The organism is Psychroflexus aurantiacus (genome assembly GCF_010820555.1).
In the GTDB taxonomy this organism is placed as follows: domain Bacteria; phylum Bacteroidota; class Bacteroidia; order Flavobacteriales; family Flavobacteriaceae; genus Psychroflexus; species Psychroflexus aurantiacus.
Map to the genome: position 1 here is coordinate 268,945 of NZ_JAAIKD010000001.1, position 20,666 is coordinate 289,610.

The 20,666-nt window shown below is 41.0% G+C and carries 21 protein-coding genes; 16 read left to right on the top strand and 5 right to left on the bottom strand.

The features are described 5' to 3' along the window. Positions 1-1,503: 1,503 nt before the first annotated feature. Positions 1,504-2,130, bottom strand: coding sequence for a response regulator (locus G3567_RS13580; protein WP_164003338.1), 627 nt, complete (start codon positions 2,128-2,130; stop codon positions 1,504-1,506). Between the two features lie 186 nt (positions 2,131-2,316). Beyond that, on the bottom strand, positions 2,317-5,349 hold the full coding sequence (locus tag G3567_RS01160) for a sensor histidine kinase (protein WP_164003339.1): 3,033 nt from the start codon (positions 5,347-5,349) through the stop codon (positions 2,317-2,319). Between the two features lie 131 nt (positions 5,350-5,480). Between G3567_RS01160 and G3567_RS01165 the strand changes: the two genes are divergently transcribed. From G3567_RS01165 to tnpA, 15 genes are all read left to right on the top strand, one after another. Beyond that, the gene (locus tag G3567_RS01165; protein ID WP_164003340.1) at positions 5,481-6,209 is read left to right on the top strand and encodes a hypothetical protein; all 729 of its coding nucleotides are present in this window, start codon (positions 5,481-5,483) and stop codon (positions 6,207-6,209) included. A gap of 79 nt (positions 6,210-6,288) precedes the next feature. Further along, positions 6,289-7,152: a nuclear transport factor 2 family protein gene (locus G3567_RS13440; RefSeq protein WP_235923422.1), complete on the top strand. Its 864-nt coding sequence runs from the start codon at positions 6,289-6,291 to the stop codon at positions 7,150-7,152. Positions 7,153-7,244: 92 nt separating this feature from the next. Further along, positions 7,245-7,682, top strand: coding sequence for a hypothetical protein (locus tag G3567_RS01175; RefSeq protein ID WP_164003341.1), 438 nt, complete (start codon positions 7,245-7,247; stop codon positions 7,680-7,682). Between the two features lie 2 nt (positions 7,683-7,684). Further along, positions 7,685-8,095, top strand: a complete 411-nt coding sequence (locus G3567_RS01180; protein WP_164003342.1) for a RidA family protein — start codon at positions 7,685-7,687, stop codon at positions 8,093-8,095. Positions 8,096-8,097: 2 nt separating this feature from the next. After that, the gene (locus G3567_RS01185; RefSeq protein ID WP_164003343.1) at positions 8,098-8,790 is read left to right on the top strand and encodes a DUF2306 domain-containing protein; all 693 of its coding nucleotides are present in this window, start codon (positions 8,098-8,100) and stop codon (positions 8,788-8,790) included. A 6-nt stretch (positions 8,791-8,796) separates the two neighbouring features. Further along, positions 8,797-9,552: an SDR family NAD(P)-dependent oxidoreductase gene (locus G3567_RS01190; protein ID WP_164003344.1), complete on the top strand. Its 756-nt coding sequence runs from the start codon at positions 8,797-8,799 to the stop codon at positions 9,550-9,552. 128 nt (positions 9,553-9,680) lie between these two features. Then, complete coding sequence (gene ahr / locus G3567_RS01195) at positions 9,681-10,685, top strand: NADPH-dependent aldehyde reductase Ahr (RefSeq protein WP_164003345.1); 1,005 nt, start codon at positions 9,681-9,683, stop codon at positions 10,683-10,685. 97 nt (positions 10,686-10,782) lie between these two features. Next, positions 10,783-12,075, top strand: coding sequence for a DUF418 domain-containing protein (locus G3567_RS01200; RefSeq protein WP_164003346.1), 1,293 nt, complete (start codon positions 10,783-10,785; stop codon positions 12,073-12,075). 4 nt (positions 12,076-12,079) lie between these two features. After that, positions 12,080-13,252, top strand: coding sequence for a DUF1624 domain-containing protein (locus G3567_RS01205; RefSeq protein WP_164003347.1), 1,173 nt, complete (start codon positions 12,080-12,082; stop codon positions 13,250-13,252). Positions 13,253-13,296: 44 nt separating this feature from the next. Further along, a complete protein-coding gene (locus G3567_RS01210; RefSeq protein WP_164003348.1) occupies positions 13,297-14,358 on the top strand; it encodes a proline iminopeptidase-family hydrolase in 1,062 nt (353 codons plus the stop codon). A 20-nt stretch (positions 14,359-14,378) separates the two neighbouring features. Further along, positions 14,379-15,425, top strand: coding sequence for a hypothetical protein (locus G3567_RS01215; RefSeq protein WP_164003350.1), 1,047 nt, complete (start codon positions 14,379-14,381; stop codon positions 15,423-15,425). Between the two features lies 1 nt (position 15,426). Next, positions 15,427-16,842 (top strand): MBOAT family O-acyltransferase, encoded by a 1,416-nt coding sequence (locus tag G3567_RS01220; protein WP_164003352.1) that lies wholly within the window; start codon positions 15,427-15,429, stop codon positions 16,840-16,842. A 95-nt stretch (positions 16,843-16,937) separates the two neighbouring features. After that, positions 16,938-17,273 (top strand): hypothetical protein, encoded by a 336-nt coding sequence (locus tag G3567_RS01225; protein ID WP_164003354.1) that lies wholly within the window; start codon positions 16,938-16,940, stop codon positions 17,271-17,273. 111 nt (positions 17,274-17,384) lie between these two features. Then, positions 17,385-17,519, top strand: coding sequence for a hypothetical protein (locus tag G3567_RS13530; protein ID WP_262887104.1), 135 nt, complete (start codon positions 17,385-17,387; stop codon positions 17,517-17,519). A 294-nt stretch (positions 17,520-17,813) separates the two neighbouring features. Further along, positions 17,814-18,275 (top strand): IS200/IS605 family transposase, encoded by a 462-nt coding sequence (gene tnpA, locus G3567_RS01230; RefSeq protein WP_164003356.1) that lies wholly within the window; start codon positions 17,814-17,816, stop codon positions 18,273-18,275. 448 nt (positions 18,276-18,723) lie between these two features. Here tnpA and G3567_RS01235 read toward each other — a convergent pair whose 3' ends face one another. The 3 genes from G3567_RS01235 to G3567_RS01245 are packed head-to-tail and all read right to left on the bottom strand — an operon-like array spanning position 18,724 to position 19,924. After that, positions 18,724-18,933 (bottom strand): helix-turn-helix domain-containing protein, encoded by a 210-nt coding sequence (locus G3567_RS01235; protein WP_164003358.1) that lies wholly within the window; start codon positions 18,931-18,933, stop codon positions 18,724-18,726. A gap of 2 nt (positions 18,934-18,935) precedes the next feature. After that, a complete protein-coding gene (locus G3567_RS01240; protein ID WP_164003360.1) occupies positions 18,936-19,436 on the bottom strand; it encodes a hypothetical protein in 501 nt (166 codons plus the stop codon). Between the two features lie 11 nt (positions 19,437-19,447). Then, entirely contained in the window at positions 19,448-19,924 is a 477-nt protein-coding gene (locus G3567_RS01245; protein WP_164003362.1) for a DUF2975 domain-containing protein, read from the bottom strand. A 248-nt stretch (positions 19,925-20,172) separates the two neighbouring features. Here G3567_RS01245 and G3567_RS01250 point away from each other — a divergent pair, with 248 nt between their 5' ends. After that, positions 20,173-20,592, top strand: coding sequence for a CBS domain-containing protein (locus tag G3567_RS01250; protein WP_164003363.1), 420 nt, complete (start codon positions 20,173-20,175; stop codon positions 20,590-20,592). Positions 20,593-20,666 lie beyond the last annotated feature (74 nt).

Sequence of the window (20,666 nt, forward strand, 5' to 3'; positions counted from 1 at the left end):
AAGCGTCGGGATATTTCAGGGTCTAGCTTAACTGAGAAAGATGCTGAAATAAATTCAGCATGACAAAACTCAAGGCTAAATTTAAGTATATATGCTCCCTTCAGGGTTGGGGTGTTTTTTTCGATTACTCGATTACACCGTTACACGATTGTACTAAAAACGATGAACAATCTTCCTCAGGAACTCACCAACTCACAAACTCACCACTACTGCAGATCGCAGAAGTACGATATGAGATAGTAGAAGTAAAAAAGAGTTTTATCTAATTTCCCTTCAGGCGATGCACTGAGTTGATCGAAGTGTTAATGCGGATAGGCAAAGGATGTAATCTCTGAGTATAAAACCTACCACCTAATCCCTACTACTTAACTCCTTACCATTTACTTATAAAGCGAATACACGATTAATCGATTATACGATAGATGACTGGTCAACCGGTATGCTGGTTCACTACTTAATACGATGTACTTGCTACTTTCCACTCACAAACTCACCAACTTTCTACTCACTACTACAATAACAATAAAAACAAAATGTACGGTTTTCCCGTAAAAATGTACGGTTAAACCGTAACGCAAAGTCATTTAAAAAAAGCATATTTGCCGTACTAACTCAATTGACTGTGTCAAAATTCATCCGATTTTGAGACCGTTCCAACGGAAAAGCAAGGTTTAATCGCCTTGCTTTTTTTATTTTAGACCTACTCTTATTTTACTATCCGCTTATCCGCTGCAATAACTTGAATTTAAACTTAAGCCTTCATTCTTTTTTGCATCGCCCAAAAAAGAACAAAAAAACGCTAGGCTTATTTTTATGTCTTTAAAAACTACGAAAGTGGCTCCACCTCGTAACGCAAACCGTTTCACTCGTGCGTTACTCCTTCACCCAGGCTTCACCACTTTCTTGTTTTTAGCAATTCCATAAAAAGTAGGCCGTTTTAAAAATAATCCGTTTTCAACAAAGAACTCTATGTGATTTCCCTTGAGGCGATGCACTGAGTTGATCGAAGTGGAAATTCCGATAGGCAAAGGGTGTAATCACCTATCTTTGCCAAGGAAACGCAGGCAGGCTTAGTCACCATCCACCACTAACCCTCACTTTTCAATTGTAAAGCGAATACACGACTATTCGATTATTCGAAAACCGACAGATATGAGATGGTAGATATAAGAAGGAAATGAGAATAGAATATAGAGAAAAGAGCAAAGAGAGGACCTTCCATTAATTTCTAATTGTCACCCTGTCCCGAAGCGTCGGGATATTTCAGGGTATAGCTTAACTTAGAAAGATGCTGAAATAAACCTGCCTGCTTGAAGCATTCAGGCAGGTTCAGCATGACAAACTTCAGTTTTAATTTAACATAATAAACTCCCTTTAGGGTTGGGGTGTTTTTTTTTCGATCATTCCATTATACGATTATACGACTACACGAAAACCAAAAGATATTAGAAGAAAAATCATCGAATAAACTCCCCTCCAGGGGCTAGGGGGAGGAATTTCCCCTCACAACTCATTATCATAGGATTTGCGAATCAGCTCTGCTTTTGAATTGATTTCCAGCAGCTTATAAATATTCTTGATGTGGCTTCTCACCGTATCCAGGGAAATAAACAGATCGGAGGCGATCATTTTATAACTTCTCCCCTTCACGATACCGTTGACGATCTCGCGCTGCCTGTGGGTAAGCTGACTTTTGGGTTTAGGCTTGTAGTAATCGGCAATTTTTCTGGCGATGGCCGGCGACATATAAGACCCTCCCTGAGCGACGACCTCAACCGCCTCTTTGATTTTAGGCAATGCACTTCGTTTGGAGATATACGAACAGGCCCCCGCACTCAAGGCTTTAAAAATGACATCGGTTTCTTCAAAGGTGGTGAGGATGATGACTTCCAGTTCCGGTAAAAGACTTTTGATTTTGGGAAGGGCTTCAATACCGCTTTGTCCCGGCAGCTGTATGTCGAGTAACAAAATAAAAAGACCCTGAGACTGGTCTGCCCATTCGATAAACTGCTCCACACTCCCAAAGGTATTCTGGAGCTTTATATCAGCCTGTATCTTAAAAAAAGACACCAATCCGTCCAGAACCAGTGGGTCATCTTCGACAATTACAATGTTGATTTGTGCTGACACCTTTTTTTAGGGATAAGTACGTTAAAATTATCTTGTCTTCAACTCACATTTTCATGTGATTTTTAGACGGGGCTAAATGAATTACACCTAGGTGGTTATAGTAAAGAAAGCGCTTAGTTTCAGTGCGGTTTTAATGACATTTTTTTTAAGACGCAACCTGAATTACAGATGTCAACCTAAGCCCTGTCACACCGAATACGGCAGATTCACTCTCACTCCAAATCCGTTTTCCATATCAAATTCCAATTTTGCATCCATGCTATCGCACCTCAGTTTCATATTGGCCAATCCCATTCCTGTGCCCTGTTTTAAATTTTCACCCTTGCCGTTGTCTTTGATTTCAAAAATACACTCCGCCTTTTTTTTGGTTATTTTGATATGGACTTCGTTCGCATCAGAATGTTTCACGATATTGGTAACCGCTTCTTTGTAAATCAGAAACAGATTGCGTTTGCAATTGAGATTTATCTTTTTACTTAGATTGAGTTCATCGGCTTCGATGCTGTACCTAATCTCCGCCGGTAGCAGCATTTCTTCTGCCAGCTCCTGCATGCGTTCCAGTAAATCTCCGAGGGTGTCTCGCCGGCTGTCAATACTCCAGACCAGGTCCCGCATGTGTGAGATCGTATCTCGACTCATGGTTGTGATGTTATGTAGCCTGTTCTTATCGATTTTATGATTGGTTTGCATCTCCAGCATTTCGGACTGCATGGCCAGACCCGTGAGCATGGACCCCACATCATCATGTAAATCGCTTGAGATTTTTGTGCGTAAGCGTTCTAAAGCTAAAACTTGAGTTAGCCTATAGCGATAAAACCCATAAAATAGACCGATAAGGCCTCCCAGCATCAAGGCTATAAACCACCAGCGCTTATAGAAAATTTGCCGAACGGAAATCGGAATGGATAAGATGGAAGCGCTGTCAACGCCACGGGAATCTTTCCCTTTAATTTTTAAAACATAATCGCCTGCCGGCAATTGGTTGTAGCGAATTGAAGTGGAATTACCCTGGTCGAACCACTGCTCTTCAAAGCCTTCCAGTGTTGTGCTGAAGCTGTTTTTCTGATTCTGAAAATAGCTGGTCATCGTCCAGTCGATTTCAAAATACTGATCGTAGGGAGATAATTCTAATCCTGTAAATTTTGTCTGGTTATACTCTTTTATAAAGCTGACTTTACCCTTGCTATTATAAGCTTTGGCAGACAAGAGCCTTAATTTAGGCGGAACAGATTCTTTGGAAATATCCCGGGGGTTGAAGCTGTTTAGGCCATTCATGCCCCCAAAATAAAAACGTCCCCGGCTGTCTTTAAAAAAGGAGGTGTAATTGAATTCATAGTGTGACAAACCGTCTTCAGCATAAAAATTTTGAAATATTCTGCTGGTTTTATCAAAATGAGATAAACCATCGTAAGTGCTGATCCATAAGCCATTTTTATCGTCCAACAGCAAACCCACAACATTGTCATTGGACAATTCCTGTGCGGTTGTATAGGTCTCTACACGCGTGCCGTCGGCTGATATATGATTGAGCCCGCCACCGTAAGTTCCTGCCCAAAGGCTCCCGTCTGTGTCTTCTTCAATCACGAGAATGCAATTTCTTGAAATAGCTGGAGTGGTTTCTCTTGTATATATATTTTCGACACGGCCGCTGAGGTGTATTTTGAGTAAGCCTTCCGTTTGAGTTCCTATCCAAACCACACTGTCTGTCCGACTTTCTTCAAAATACCTGAAATTTGAAATACTGGGAGTGGTTTCAGAATCGGAAAACACAAACCTCTTGGTTTCAGTTTTTGGATCAAAAAGCACCAACTGATTCAAGCTTTGACCAAAAAGCAATTTTCCGTTACGGAGTTTAAGCAATGGGTTTTGTCCTTTAAAGGTCACGTGAGTATGAAACTCATCGTAACTTTGGATACTTCCTTCTTTCAGGTTGATTTTCATTAAAGTCTCTCCTAAGGTAAACACATGTTTTTTTTCATCATCTACAACAAAAAAATTAGCGGTATGTTTAAAGGCTTCCATGGATTGAGTATCCAGCTTGAGTGGCAGTGTATCTACTTTTCCGCTTTGAGTCTGATATACGATTTTGTTTTTGTTTTCACATTTGGCAAAAATAGTCCCGTGCTTATCCTCAAAAATACCGCGCATGGAGTTTCCCCAGCCTTCCTTTTTTGATTTAAAGAGGGGTTCAAACAGCTCCTCACCAATTCTTATTTTAAAAATACCGTTATCTGTCGCTACCCAGAGCAATTGGCTGGCATCTATAAAAATGTCCCTGATTTTTGAATATTCAAACCGGGTTTTAAGCTGCTGGGTGTAGTCCGTAAATTCACCCTCCGGACTCATGCGATACAGTTGGGTATCCCCGGCAAACCACAGGTGGTTTTGGTGATCTTCTATGGCATAATAAAACTGGATATTTTTTTTAAACAGCTGCGTTTTTTGCAGCGTGTTTTCGTCAAACGTGAAAATGCCGAGCTCCTGCTGTGGAAAAAAGTAGTGGGTATTGTTGGAATCATAAAAAGAGACGTTAAACTTCAGCTCAGAGCCATACCATTCAAAGGTCGACAGATCAAATTCAGCTTTCAGATTCCCCTCGGCATCAAATTTATAACTTCCGAAAGGGGTGCTCCATAAGATATCGCCCTGCTGATCTGAGATCAATCGACTAGAATCCACTTGATCTTTGGAAATTCTATGCTTTATTTCAAACTGTCCGGCGGTTAATTTTTGAAGGTATTGCTGAGCGCCTACAGGGGTTGTGCTTTTATGGTCATCACTTACAATCCAGATACTTCCATCCTGATGTTGCATCAGGTTCAAAACGGAACCGTGAATATTATGCGTTTTATCATAACTGAAAACTTTATCGGTTGAAGGATCAAGTCTGAAGAGTTTTTCATTAGCGATATACCAGAGGTGGTTGGTCGTGCTATCCATAAGCATTTCACCTTTGATGTTTTCTTCCTCTATGAAAAAAGGATTATGAGGATTGGAGTTGTAAAGCTTAAAATGATAGCCATCATACCTCAACAAACCAAGCTCTGTTCCAAACCACATCATTTCATCCTTGTCCTGGGTCAGGCATTTTATGTCTCTGAAGGGCAGCCCCTGCTCTGTGGTAAGCACATCGATTTGCCAGGGGTTTTGAGCCTGAAGTCCCGAAGTCATTGATAGAATAACCCAAAATACACTACCGATTAAAACCCTGACTCTCATAACAATAGACCTAATTAAAAATAAAGGTAGTCTTTTTTAGAATACAACCACATGAATATGTGATTGACTACCAGGAAATTGTGAAATACTTTGCAAGTGTTAAATTAACATAAATTATAAAAAATTAAACCATGAAAAAATTACTGATGATTATCCTGATGTTTCCGCTAGTAGCCATGTCTCAAGAGGCTGAAACGCATTTATTAACCTTAACAGAATTTACCGTCAAGCAGGGACATGCTGCTCAGTTTCTGGACGGTGTCAAAAAATGGAAAACCTGCTACAACGAAAATGAGGGAACCGATTCCTGGAGCTTCTGGTCAAGAGTGCAGGGTGAAAGTAACGTGTATGGCGTCTCCGGCGACATGGCCAACTGGGCTGAAATGGACAAAGAGGATGAGGCGGGAAATGCCTGTAGAATCGTAGCCATGAACTTTATCATGCCTCATGTTGAAAAAGCGGTCAATAACATCACTAAATCCATACCTAAATGGAGTAAAGCAAACATGAGTACAGACACTGAGCTGGTCTGGGTGACCTATTTCAAGGTAAAAGATGGGGCTTTGTTTAACGAGGTCGTCAAGGAGGTTTCCGGAACTCTGGCTGCTGAAGAGGGTGAACCCAGAGGCTACTGGTATGGCTTTATGGGTGGAGGCCCGGAGGCACCGGATTATATGGTCTCTGAAACATTCCCAAGTTATGCTGCCTTAGATGAGGATGATAAAAAAGACAGTCCGTTTGCCATTTACAAAAAGGTACATGGTGATAAAAAAGCCAAAGAGATGAGCGATAAGTGGATGAAAGCCGTCGATAAAGGCTGGTCTTACCTCTGGGAACTCAACCAGGATTTATCCAATTAATCGACTATTAACGACTGCAGGCCGAGCTATTGATTTGAATGAGCCCGGCCTGTTTTTATTTACTTAAAAATAGTTCAACATGAAAAAACTACTATTACTCATCTTATCTGTAATGCTTTTTACAGCCTGCAATCAGGAAAGCCGTTACACCCAGGAATCTTCAGAAATAGAGACTTACAAAAAGGTCCTCAAAGCCTATGAAGATCAGGATTGGGGGAGTTTTGCCACCCATTATGCCGACACCGCCATTATCGCTAATAATGTGACCTTAGATAAAGGACAATCTTTAGCCGAACTGGTCGAAACCAATAAACAAGATGCGACGCTATTTTCATCCTGGCGTTATGTAGATACGGAAAGTGACTACGAAATGGTCGTGACCGATGAAGGTGAAACCTGGGTCAACTTTTGGGGCTTGTGGCAGGGAGAGATGAAGTCTGACGGTAAAACCTACGACATCCCGGCACATATAACCGCTCAGTTTAAAGATGGGAAAATTATCAAGGAATATGGCTACTGGGATATTTCAAAACTTTTAGTTAACCCAAATAATGTGGTCATCATTGACAGCCTTTACAAAGCTTTTGGGAAGGGTGAAATTCCTAAAGTCCTGGAGCTGATGGATCCTGAAATTGTATGGTATGAAGCTGAAGGTAATGCCTATGCCGATGGCAATCCCTACATCGGTCCCGAGGCGGTTTTAAATGGTGTTTTTGCCAGAGTGGGTGCAGAACACGAGTATTTCAACCTGCAGGATATTGAGCTGAATCAAATGACTGGCAATAAAGTACTGGCCAGGCTACGCTATGATGCAAAAGTGAAGAAAACCGGCAAAACCTTTAATGCCCAGGTAGCGCATCTCTGGACACTTAAAGACGGAAAGATTTCTGGCTTCCAGCAGTATGTGGACACCAAAAAACTCCGTGATGCTACAAGCAACTAATTTTTCTTGAAGTCAAAAAAAAAATAGAATGTAAAGCCAACCAAGGACAGGATGGTTGTTTAAATTTTTAAAAGCGAGTTAATGATTTAATTATGAAAACTTATCGAAATCTTATGTTCTCTATACTGATAATTGTTTTGATTACTCCATTTGGGTATGCTCAAAACAAAAAGAATCATAAAGTAGTAAAGGATATCTACACGCAATTGCTTACCGAGAGTTCATCAAATAGTGACCAGCTCACATCCATCATAAAATTAAACAATGAAAATGATAATGACAGATACACCATCTCATTATATGCTATTGTACAAAATGAATGGGTTGAGGTGGTTTTTGACAAGATTCAGCTGCAAGAAGTCAAAAAAGACAACATTGAAGTCACCGGTAAAGTTACTGGTCGGCAACCCACAGAGTGCGAAATCGTTTCCACAAAATTTAAACACGTTTGGACGGTAAAAGACGGACAAATCATCAAATTTTACGACTATCAAAATCATGAAAAACCTTATGACGACACAAAAAAATAAAGATGGAAAACTCTAAAACCCCTTCAGAAAAACCAGAGTATTTCCTGCTCCGCCCCGAAATTGAAAAAGCCTACGGCTACTCACATGCGGTAAAGATTGGTAACCACATTAAAATTTCAGGGGCCGTAAGTATGGACGATGAAGGTAATCCTACAGCCGTTGGCGACTTTTTACAGCAAATGAAAAATTGTTATGCCGATTTAGATAAAATCCTAAAGCACTTCGACTGCACCTTCGATGATGTGGTCAAAGAAGATGTCTTTACCACCAACATGCCGTTGTTTCTGGAACATGCCGAATACCGGTCTGAAATCTATAAAAACCATTTTCCGACAGGCTCCTGGCTGGGGGTGAAGGAATTGGCTCTGCCTGAATTATGGATTGAAATTGAATTGGAAGTATATAAACTATAGAGATGACAGGTTTAACTGCAGTAAAAACTTTAAAAATAATTTCACTTAGTATCCTGGTTCTTGTCGCTTTATATTTTGTGATAGATAGAGCACTCCCTTACTTTTTGAAATTTAATATAGAACACTATACATCTTATTACTGGCCTAATAAATGGTGGCTTGTCGGTCATTTAGCGGGAGGTGCACTGGCTTTGCTTATCGGGCCATTTCAATTGAGTACACCCTTCAGAACTCGTTTTATAAAGACACATCGCAGCTTAGGAAAAATTTACATTACCGGCATTATAATAGCTTCTTTAACTGCTTTTTATATGTCTGTTTATGTTGCCCCTCAGGTCAATGTATCCTGGAGCATTTCGCTTTTTGTTTTGGCTTTGGTGTGGCTTGTAAGTGTGTTAATGGCTTACAGGGCTATTATGCTGAAAACAATTCCTCAGCATCGGGAATGGATGATCAGATCCTATATCATTAGCCTTGGATTTGTGCTGTTTCGTTTTTTGAATGAAAATTCACTGGTGCAGGATGTCATGCCCACTTTTGAAGAACGCGGTCCCGCCTGTTTATGGCTTTCCTGGACAGTCTCTTTATTTGCTTCAGAAGTAGTGCTGCAATGGAACAAGAAAAAAATAAAAAACAGAAAAAAACTTCAAGGCGATTTTGACAATGAGCCTGTAAGATACAATTTCAAACCCTGATTTATTATGGATTTACAGCTTAAAGGAAAAAATGCCATCATTACTGGAGGCAGTAAAGGCATAGGCAGAAGCATTGCTTTAAACCTTGCCGAAGAAGGCGTCAACCTAGCCATTTGTGCCCGTGGTAAAGACGACTTAAAAAAGACAGAAAAAGAACTCCTGAAAAAAGGCGTAAAGGTTATCGCCTTAACCTGTGATATAGGAAATACCAAACAGCTAGATGATTTTCTCGAAAATGTAAAACGCCAGTTTGGAACAATCGATATTTTAGTCAACAATGTCTCCGCTTTAAGCCTGGGAGATGACTACCGTGACTGGGAAACTTCCATCAATGTAGACTTGCTGGGGAGTGTAAGAGCCACCAGAAAAGTCATCCCTTGGATGCAGGAGGCGGGCAGTGGAAACCTCCTGTTTATTTCATCAGGATCCGGACTGGAAGCCGGTTCGCCTCCTGCCTACGCAGCCGTAAAGGCAGCCCTTATCAGTTATTCCAAAACCATAGCAATTCAGCTGGCACCAAACAACATCAGAGTCAATACCCTGGCCCCGGGCTCGGTAGAATTTCCGGATGGACTTTGGGAATTTACAAAAACGCAAAACCCGGCGTTTTACGATAAGATACTTCATAGCATCCCCTCCGGAAGACTGGGAACACCCGATGAAATAGGTAAAGTGGCTGCATTTATCGTATCTCCCTGCGCCAGCTGGGTTGTGGGTACCTGTCTGGCTGTGGACGGCGGGCAGCATAAAGCGAATTTATAAAGCACCGGTTCACATGATGCTTTTGGCCTGGTCAACATGAATGAGAACCCTCAAATGTAATCTTGAAATGAAAGCACACAGAACATAAGAATGAATACAACCTAAAATCAACTTATAAAATCCAAAATATGAAAGTATCAGCATTTGCAAGCCATGGCCCTAATCAGCCTTTGGAAGCGTTCTCCTACGAAATGAGACCTATTGGTCCGGAAGAAGTCGATGTTAAAATCATCAATTGCGGAATTTGTCATTCCGACCTCAGCATGATGAACAACGACTGGGGAATGACCACCTATCCCATTGTACCCGGACACGAAATTATAGGTGAAGTGGTAGCTGCCGGCGATGCGGTAAAAAATATAAAGCTGGGAGATAAAGTAGGCGTGGGCTGGTACTCCGCTTCCTGTATGTCCTGCCATGAGTGCATGGATGGAGCTCATCACCTGTGTTCCAGTGTAGAGTTTACCATCGGTGGTCGGCACGGCGGCTTTGCAGATTATGTACGCAGTCACTGGTCCTGGGCAATTCCTTTACCCGACGGAATCAATCTGGATAAGGCAGGCCCTTTGCTTTGCGGAGGAATTACGGTGTTTAACCCCATCCTGCTGGCCGGGGTAAAAGCAACCGACAAGGTCGGAGTCATAGGCATAGGCGGTCTGGGACATATGGCCCTCAAGTTTTTGAATAAATGGGGCTGTGAAGTGATTGCCTTTAGTTCCACACCGGGTAAAAAAGAATCCATTCTGGCTATGGGAGCCACTCAGGTAGTGGATTCAACAAAGCCTGAGGAATTAGAGAGCATTGCAGGCTCCCTGAATTTTATCCTGAATACCACCAACGTCACCCTGGACTGGAATTCCTATCTGGTCGCTCTGGCGCCTAAAGGAAAATTTCACAATGTCGGCGCAGTATTGGAACCTTTAGCAATCCCGGCTTTTACATTAATAATGGGAGAAAAATCAGTCGCAGGCAGCCCCCTCGGAAGTCCCGCGATCACCAAAACCATGCTGGAATTTTGCGTGCGCCACGACATCTACCCCATAACAGAAGAGTTTCCTATGAAAGAAGTAAATGAAGCCATGGCCCATTTAAAATCAGGGAAAGCTCGTTACCGAATCGTTTTGAAAAACTAAATAAGCTTAAAATTTTGAATTCATAAAAACACCTGTCCACAAAATTTAAAGACAGCAATATCCTCTTAAGATTGATTTATTTCTTAAAAAACAAACTATGGAACCCCTCACTACTCCTGAACTAAAACCCACGCGTAACCAGGCCCGTATTCAAGCCCTGGATGTGATCAGAGGCATCGCCTTACTGGGCATTCTGCTGATGAACATCAATGGTATGGGATTGCCCTACTCCTACTCAGACCCCAGTGTGCTTGGTCATACCGAAGGTTTAAACTACTATGTATGGTTAGCCAATGAACTCTTTTTTGAAGGAACCATGCGTGGTTTGTTTACCATACTCTTTGGCGCCGGAGTTGTTTTACTCACCACACGGCTTATTCATAAAGGGGCCGGGATTTCTACAGCCGATGTGTATTACAGAAGAATGATTTGGCTTTTGCTGTTTGGTCTGGTCAATTCCTGGCTGTTTCTCTGGCAGGGGGATATCTTATATGCCTACGGACTCTTTGGTTTGTTTTTATTCCCCTTTAGAAATTTACGGGTCAGAAGTCTGCTGAGTATTGCTGCCGTGTTGATTTGTATCGGAATTGTATGGGATGTCAGCGATTATCATAAAAACAAAACTCTGAAAACAGAAGCGGAACAAGCCCTGGCTTTAAAAGAAAGCGGTGTCCCCCTCAACAAAAAAGCCGAGGCCGACATTGCCGAATGGGAAAAGGTATCCACTAAAAAAACAGCAGAAGAAATTCAGGAGAACATCGAAGAGATGCGCGGCAGTTATTTTGAAATCATACAGCATAAAGCCACTCAAATTCAATGGATGCAAACCTGGTTCCAGTACCGGTATGGCGCCTGGGATATTTTAAGCTTTATGTTTTTGGGCATGGCTTTTTTCAAATTGAGAATACTGCACGGGGAAAGACGTGTAAAATTCTATGCCTTACTAGCTGTTATAGGATATGGCATCGGCTTAAGCATCAATTATTATGAGGTGAATTTGATTACTGAAAGCGATTTTGAGCCGCTTAAAATGTATGAAGCTGTACAGACGTATAATATAGGCCGCCTGTTCGTCACCTTAGGACATATTGGTTTATTCATGCTGTTTATCAAATCAGGGCTTATCGGTTTTCTACAGCGAGGTTTAGCTGCCGTAGGCAGAATGGCTCTATCGAATTACCTCATGCACAGCATCATTACTTCTCTTGTTTTTCTTGGCTTTGGGCTTTACGGTCAGCTGGAGCGTTACGAATTGTATTATGTGGTCTTTAGCATCTGGATTTTCCAGCTTATCACCAGCCCCATTTGGTTAAAACATTTCTACTTCGGTCCCTTCGAATGGCTTTGGCGTTCGCTGACCTATGGAAAAAAACAAGTCTTTAAAAAATAAATTAATGACATTCACACTCAAACGGGTTCAGTCCTTAGACTTTTTAAAAGGCTTGGTCATCCTGCTCATGGCTTTAGACCATGTCCGGGATTACTTTCATAAGGACATGTTTTATTTTGAGCCAACTGATATTGAGCAAACCCATTTAGCCTTATTTTTTACCCGTTTTATCACTCATTTTTGCGCCCCGGTCTTTGTGTTGCTGGCAGGGACTTCGGCCTTTTTTGTTCAATCGCGGATGCTGAAATCGGAACTCAGCAAGTGGCTGGTTAAACGCGGCTTGTGGCTGGTGTTTGTAGAAATCGTCATCATCACGTTTGGCTGGCGGTTTCAGTTCAATTTTAACAGCATTCTTTTACAGGTAATCTGGTTGCTCGGGATTTCCATGGTATTCTTGGCCGCGTTTATTCACGTCCCCAGAAAACTTATGATTTCCATAGGTCTCATCGTGATTTTTGGGCATAACAGTTTGGACGGAATCACGGGCGGTCAGTTCAGTAATCTCTGGACACTTCTGCATGTGCAGGGACCAATTCAACTTACAGAACAGATCACCTTATTCAATGTGTACCCGCTTATCCCCTGGATTTTTGTCATGCCTCTGGGCTACCATCTGGGACGCCTTTACACCTCAGCTTATGAGGCCAAAACAAGACGTCAACTCTTAATCGGAATAGGACTTGCTGCCATCCTGGTGTTTTTGGTTTTACGTGTCTTAAATGTGTATGGCAACCTAACCGATTGGACACCTTATGAAAACTTCGACAAAACTTTGATGTCATTTTTCAATGTTTCCAAGTATCCGCCTTCTTTACTTTACCTGCTCATCACCCTGGGGCCTTCTTTGATATTACTGGCCTGGGCAGAGCATTTTAAGGGGCAGGTCTATAAGATCAGTGTGCTGTTTGGCAAAGTGCCCATGTTTTTCTACATCATTCATATTTATTACATCCATTTACTAGCTCTTATCACAGTATATCTTTCAGGTTATGACCCCAGCCTGATGATTGTGGAGGTTTGGGTGAGTTTTGAAACCGGACTGCAGGGCTATGGTTTTTCTTTGACTGTGGTATATTTCATCTGGCTGTTTGTGGTGGCCACGCTATACCCCGTTTGTGTGTGGTACTGGAACTATAAAAAATCCCACCGCCAGTACTGGTGGCTGAGTTATTTCTAATTAAAACTAATAAGCATTAAATAATAACCATTAAAAATTAAGTTATGAAAACTCAAGTATTAAGTTTAATCTGCCTTTGCTTCTTAGCCTTAAGCTGCACTGATAAAAACTCACAGTCCGCTGAAACAGAAATCGAAGAAAACGTCGCAGCATCTAGTTATTTCGACTATTCCGACAGCGATGACCAATGGACAGGCGGCGTAAGGATGATTCCGATAGAAACCCCAAAAGGCACTTTTAAGGTGTACACCAAACGTATGGGGAATAACCCTAAAATGAGGATACTCCTTCTACATGGTGGTCCTGGTGGAACACATGAACAATTCGGGAATTTCGAGGGCTACCTGCCTAACGAGGAAATTGAATATATCTATTACGATCAGCTCGATTCTTATTACAGCGACAAACCGAACGACCCCTCACTTTGGACCACCGAACGTTTTGTGGAGGAAGTAGAGCAGGTGCGACAGGCTCTGGGTTTACATAAGGATAATTTCTATCTCCTGGGTCAGTCCTGGGGTGGCATTTTGGCTTTGGAATATGCTTTAAAATATCAGGATAATTTAAAGGGTCTCATCATTTCTAATATGGTGGCGAGCGTACCGGAATACAATACATACGCCCAGGAAGTTCTGGGCCCACAATTACCGGAGGAAATCCTGACAGAAATTCAGCAAATTGAGGCGGATAAAGATTACGCCAACCCGAGATACGAAGAGCTTTTGATGACTCATTTTTATACAGAACACATTCTCCGCATGCCCTTAGAAAACTGGCCAAAATCTATACAGCTGTTGTTTGAACATCTCAATCCTGAAATTTACGTCTATATGCAAGGTCCAAGCGAATTTGGCATCATAGAAGAAGCCACATTAAGCGACTGGGATGTTTCTCACCGCTTAAAAGAAATTAAGACACCAACCCTAATGCTGGGCGCAAAACACGACACCATGGATCCGAAGTATATGGAATGGATGGCCACCGAAGTTCAACACGGCAGAAGTGTGATTACCAACGGAAGTCATGCGTCTCAGTTTGATGATCCTGACACTTATTTTGATGGCATTATCAGGTTTGTAAAGGATGTAGATAACGGGAGTTTTTAAGCCTAAAAACACAAACCAGCATGAATCTAAAACAATCCTTTACCATCGCTTTAATACTTGGTGTATTAAGTATTACCGCCTGGGAATTCTACTGGCGATCTCAGGGCTATTTTCCAGATCTGGACGATGACAAATATTTGTGGGCCAAGACTCGGGCTAAAGTAGATGAAGCCACCAAAAGCGATGTTGTGCTTATTGGATCCTCACGGGTATTATTCAATATTCAGGTGGATATTTGGGAAGAATTAACCGGAATTATACCCATACAACTGGCGAATGCAGGGAGTACACCCCTGCCAACCTTTCACGATATTGTTGAAAACACAGATTTTAAAGGAATAGTGCTTGTTGGGGTAACGCCGCCTTTATTTTTTTCAACAACGGTTGAGCAGGCACCACCGTGGACACGAGCTTCATCCCGTTCAGAGTTTTATGCAAACCAAACTTATGCCCAGGACTTAAATTATATCCTCTCCATACCCCTGCAAAACAACTTTGCTTTTGTCAGCAACGATGATGAGAGCTGGTTTGATGACATCAACCTTAAAGCTATTTTGAACACTATAGAGCTACCAGATCGAATAGGTAAGCCAAAAGAACCCCCGTTTAGAAGATTTCAGGATATCGATAGCCATAGAAATGTGCGCATGAAAGAAAGAATGCTTACCGACACCGCCTTTGCCAATTCCATTAAGGCGGTTTGGAAAAGCATGCTTACCTCTGAACCTAAACCCCCTCCGCCCGATAAAAAAGGAACCATAGATTATTTTTTAACCGACCTGAAGAAATTCCAGGCCAGAGGCGGCCAGGTTATTTTGTTGAGAAGTCCTTCTCATGGATTTTTTAAAGATCTGGAAAGCATGGGCATGCCTCGCGAAGAATTTTGGGACCGGTTAGTGTCCGAAGCACAGGTTCCGGCCTATCATTATGAGGACTATGAGGGCTTAAATGCTTTCGAAACCATAGAATGGTCGCATTTATCCGCTCCTGATGCTGATGAATTTACAGAAAACTTGGTCCGGATTCTTTTAAAAGACGGGCACATCACTAACCTTAAAACCAACTAACATGCTGTTTAATTCACTGAGTTTTATCGTGTTTTTGGTAATTGTTCTGGCTTTATATTATTCCAAACTATTCCGCTGGACCAACAAGAAAAGAATGCTGCTGCTGGCCAGTTATGTGTTTTACGGCTTATGGAATCCGCCCTTGGTGTTACTGCTTTGGATTTCAACCCTGGTCGACTGGACCGCTGGAAATAAACTGGCTGTAGAAAGCAATCCGCGTAAACGCAAATTGTGGCTGCTCCTCAGTTTAGCAGTCAATCTCGGTTTTCTGGCGTTCTTTAAATACCGGGATTTTCTTTTAGATAGTTTTACCAGCGTAGTCCATACCTATGGTTATGGCTATGAGGCACAACCCATGGATATCATTTTGCCCATGGGGATTTCGTTTTACACCTTTCAAACCATGTCTTACACCATAGACATCTATAACAAAAAAATAAATCCTGCCCGAAGCTTCCTGGATTTTGCTTTATACGTTACCTTTTTCCCTCAGCTCGTAGCCGGACCGATTGTAAGGGCTCAGGATTTAATCACCCAGTTTTATGAAGAAAAAAAGGCCACTGTAAAGCAGTTTTTATGGGGTACGTTTTTACTGAGCATCGGATTGTTTCAGAAAATTGTTCTGGCCGATACCTTGCTGGCCGATACTTCAGATAAGGTCTTCGGATCTCAAGCTATTCTTCATAGCCTGGATGCCTGGACCGGAACCCTGGCCTTTTCCGGACAAATATTTTTTGATTTTGCGGGCTATTCCACCTGTGCCATAGGGATTGCACTGATGCTGGGGATTATTTTACCGGACAACTTCAGGTATCCTTATGCGTCGATTGGATTTTCAGACTTCTGGAGGCGCTGGCACATCACCTTATCCACCTGGCTCAGGGATTACCTATACATTCCTTTAGGCGGCAATCGCCATGGAATTACCAGAATGTATGCGGCCCTGATGATTACCATGTTGCTGGGCGGTTTATGGCACGGCGCTGCCTGGACCTTTGTAGTCTGGGGTGGTTTACATGGCCTGTATCTGATTATAGAACGTATACTGCGGTCTAAAATTCACATTAAACTCACCGCCTTCAACGGAATTCTCCTGGCCTTAATCACCTATATCCTGGTCAATTTTACCTGGGTGTTTTTTAGAGCAAGAGAATTTTCTGTGGCCAAAAACATGTTGTCATCCATGCTCTTTGTGAATGAGGAAGGCGAAAAAATTATAGAAACCTTTGATGTGCTTAAAGTCTTTGTATTGATCAGCTTATTGTTCATTTCACACTGGCTGATGCGCAGGACCTCCCTCAAAGAAGTTTCCTTAAACCTGTCCCCTGTCACTTTAGGCATAGTCTGGGCGATCATGCTATTTTTGATTGTGATCTGTCAAGGCAACAGTGAACAGTTTATTTATTTTCAGTTTTAAGAGCTTTTAGGTTGAAGACTTAAAAGAGAATGCGAAAAAACCATGTTATGAAGAACCTATAAATTGCTAAATTGTAACATTAAATATGTTGAATCATGAAAAACAATCACAAAAACTGGACAAAAGAAGAGCTGAAAATCTACATCCTGCTGGCATGTGCCAAGGCAGATGACGAGATATCCCCTGAGGAAATCGAGGTGATAAAGTTAAAAACTCCCCCTGAACTTTTTGACAAAATCTATGATGAATTCAAAGAGGATAAAAAGAAAAAGCACTTGAAAAAAATTGAAAGCGCCATCAGATTTCACCGTTATGGATCTATCGAACTTATGGAGCTAAGGAATGACATTTACAAAGTCTACATGGCAGATAACCTATTTTGTAAAAAAGAAAAATACCTGGATAATATTCTGAATAACATCATTTACTGAGGTTTTAATACGCTCCCCGTATTCTCCAGAATTAATTGAAAATCCTGTCAGTATCCATTGTATTTTAAACATTAACCTGCTTAAAACCAGCATGAACTCTTTCATAAATCTTTGCCTATTGAAAAAGAAACCATAAACCAAGAGCTTCATCATACATCCAAAACCTTTAAGGAGGAATATTTACACGTATTGAAAGAATTTAGCATTGAATTTGATGAACGCTATGTTTTTAAATCTGTACTGTAATATATGTTGTACCTAAAGGCACAAAAAACATATTTACACTATAAAACGCTACCAGGATAACGTCCCTAACGGGACAAAACAACATAAAACTAATGCTAAAATTCTTCCTCAACCTCCGAAAAAAACTCATCGAAAAAAACAAAGTTCGCAACTACTTCCTTTACGCCACTGGCAAAATTTTTCTGGTGGGGATTGGGATTCTTAAAAACAGTCCCGTTAGGGACAGGATATGGGTAGCTAAAAATAATCAAGAAACACAACGTGCCTTTAGGCACGAGATATAAATACGCAATTATGGCGAACACCTTTACACAAATACATATCCAAAGCATTTTTGCGGTACAGGACAGAAAAAGCCTCATTAAAAATGAATGGAGGGATGAATTGTACAAATATATCACAGGCATTATCCAAAACCACAATCATAAGGTATTGCAGATAAACGGAATGCCAGATCATATTCACATTCTCTTTGGGATGCGCCCCACACAATCGCTTTCCGATTTAATGAAGCAAGTAAAACAAGATTCATCAAAATGGATAAATAACAAAAAACTTGTGATTGGTAAATTTTCATGGCAGTCTGGTTTTGGTGCATTTTCATATTCCAAATCGGAATTGCCAAAAGTGATCAATTACATCAAAAACCAAGAGCTTCATCATACATCCAAAACCTTTCAAGAGGAATATTTACAAATATTGAAAGAATTTAGCATTGAATTTGATGAACGCTATATTTTAAAATCTGTCCTGTAAGGTATGTTGTACCCAAAGGCACAAAAAACATATTTACACAATAAAATGCTACCAGGATAACGTCCCTAACGGGACAAGACAACATAAAACTAATGCTAAAATTCTTCCGCAACCTCCGAAAAAAGCTCATCGAACAAAACAAAGTTCGCAACTACTTCCTTTACGCCACTGGTGAAATCATCCTGGTGGGGATTGGGGTTTTTTAAATACTGCTCCCTTAAGGACAGGATATGGGTAGCTAAAAAGAATCAAGAAACACAACGTGCCTTTAGGTACGAGATATGAACAGGCAATTTTAGCAAACACCTTTCACAAATACATATCCAAAGCATTTTTGCAATGCAGGACAGACAAAGCCTCATTAAAAAGGAATGGGATATGATTTTAAAATCTATTTAGTTCGGTTAAAGGTAAAGTGAGGGGTTTTTAAATCAATTCAAGAAAATATTTAACCCTCAGCTTCATAACGTATCAGGTCTCCGGGCTGACATTCCAAGACCTCGCAAATACGTTCCAGTGTGGAAAAGCGAATCGCTTTAGCTTTCCCTGTTTTCAGAATAGACAGATTGGCTTTTGTGATTCCGATAGCATTCGCCAGATCGACCGACTGCATGTCGCGCTCCTCAAGCATCTGATCCAAATTAATTTTGATAGGCATATCTAAATCGTTAAGTCGTGTTCCTGTTTCGCCTGTATGGATAAATGAAGCATTTTACTTAAACGTATAAGACTAAGTCCAACAACTACTAAGAGCAGATAAATCACAGAATTGCTCTGAAAAAAATGAGGTATTACCTCAAAATGATAGGTTAAAAAGATTTTTTTAATCATTAGACAAATTCCTGTCACAACCAAAAACTGACCGCTGCACTTAAGGTGTCTGGCAAGACTAAAAGACTTGAACTCGCCATTCACAACAAACACCCTGGCAACTTTTCGTAAATGATAGGCAACGAAAACAAAGGCGACTGAGAAAATAATTTCATTGATGCCTCCAATAAAAAGCGCTGTTGAAAATTCATTTTTAGGTTTGTAAATAGAGTTAGAAAGGCTAATGTCAAAGCCGTTTATCAATAACACAATAAGTGTTGCTATAGCATTCATGACAACCAAAAAAAACAAAATATCAAAAATGAGTTTAAAGCTTGATTTTTTAAACATTGGAATAAAATTTAAATAGTGAGTTTATGATCGATTTCCAGTTCTCTGCCGCGATCGATAATTTTGGCCAGTAATAGAAGAATCAGACCTAAAGCCAGATGACTCACAAAGGCATATTCTAAGTCAAACACATAACTGAGTTCAAGTCTGTTTTGCTCAAAGGCTTTCAGCATAAATTTCAGAATAGGAATACCTATCGCATAAGTGATGAGGACATAAGCCAGGAATCGTATGGATAACGCATTGGATTTAGCGAAGTAATCGCCCTGTTTACAACGCTTTATCACAGGTACAATTCGATTGAGGGAAATAAAAGCAAACACCCAGAATATAAAAACAGGAAGAAACACCAGTGCAGATTCTAGGTTTGAAGCCCTTATCCGTTCCGCCCCGGTGATAAATAAAACGGTAGGAATAACAATACAGGCACTTAAGACCAAACGCAGAACCTGAACTCCGAGATAAAGTGTGTGTAAAATCGTTTTCATCAGTTATTGTTTTACAATAACAAACATAGTGATTGTTATCGTAAAACGATAATAAAATTTAGCTGTTTGTTATTTATAAACTTAATCCCATCATGCATGATAAATTTGACTCATGCGTCTTTAATGCAATCTGATTGGCATTCACTAAGCAAATCCCCAAACTGGTAAATTTCCGGAAATCATGACTTCCGTCATGGGATAAAAGGGCTGCCTCAGGTATCTTTATAGTGATTTAAAATTCAGGAGCCATGAAAACGACACCAATTCAGAAATTGATGACCAGAAACCTGGTGAAGCTCAACTTACAAGATTCACTTACGAAAGCAGAGTCTCTATTCAAAAGCAATAATATTCGCCATTTACCCGTGGTAAGTGGCAATAAAATCGTGGGTATGCTGAGTTATACCGACTTGTTGCGTATTTCCTTTGCCGATTCTGCAAACGATGACGGCGACACCATAGAGACCACGGTTTACGATATGTTTACTCTGGAACAGGTCATGTCCAAGCAGATCTACTTTGTTAAGGCTTCCGATTCTATCGAAGACGCGGCTGAAATCTTTATCAACCAAAACTTCCACGCCCTTCCCGTCGTGGAAAACGACAAGCTGGTAGGCATCGTCACGACGACAGATATGATTCGGTATTATAATACGAAGTGTAAGTAAGGACCATCTTAATAGTGGAATGTCCTTCCGATCCTGAAGCGTCGGGAAAGCCATTTTGCTTCGGCGAGCCTGCC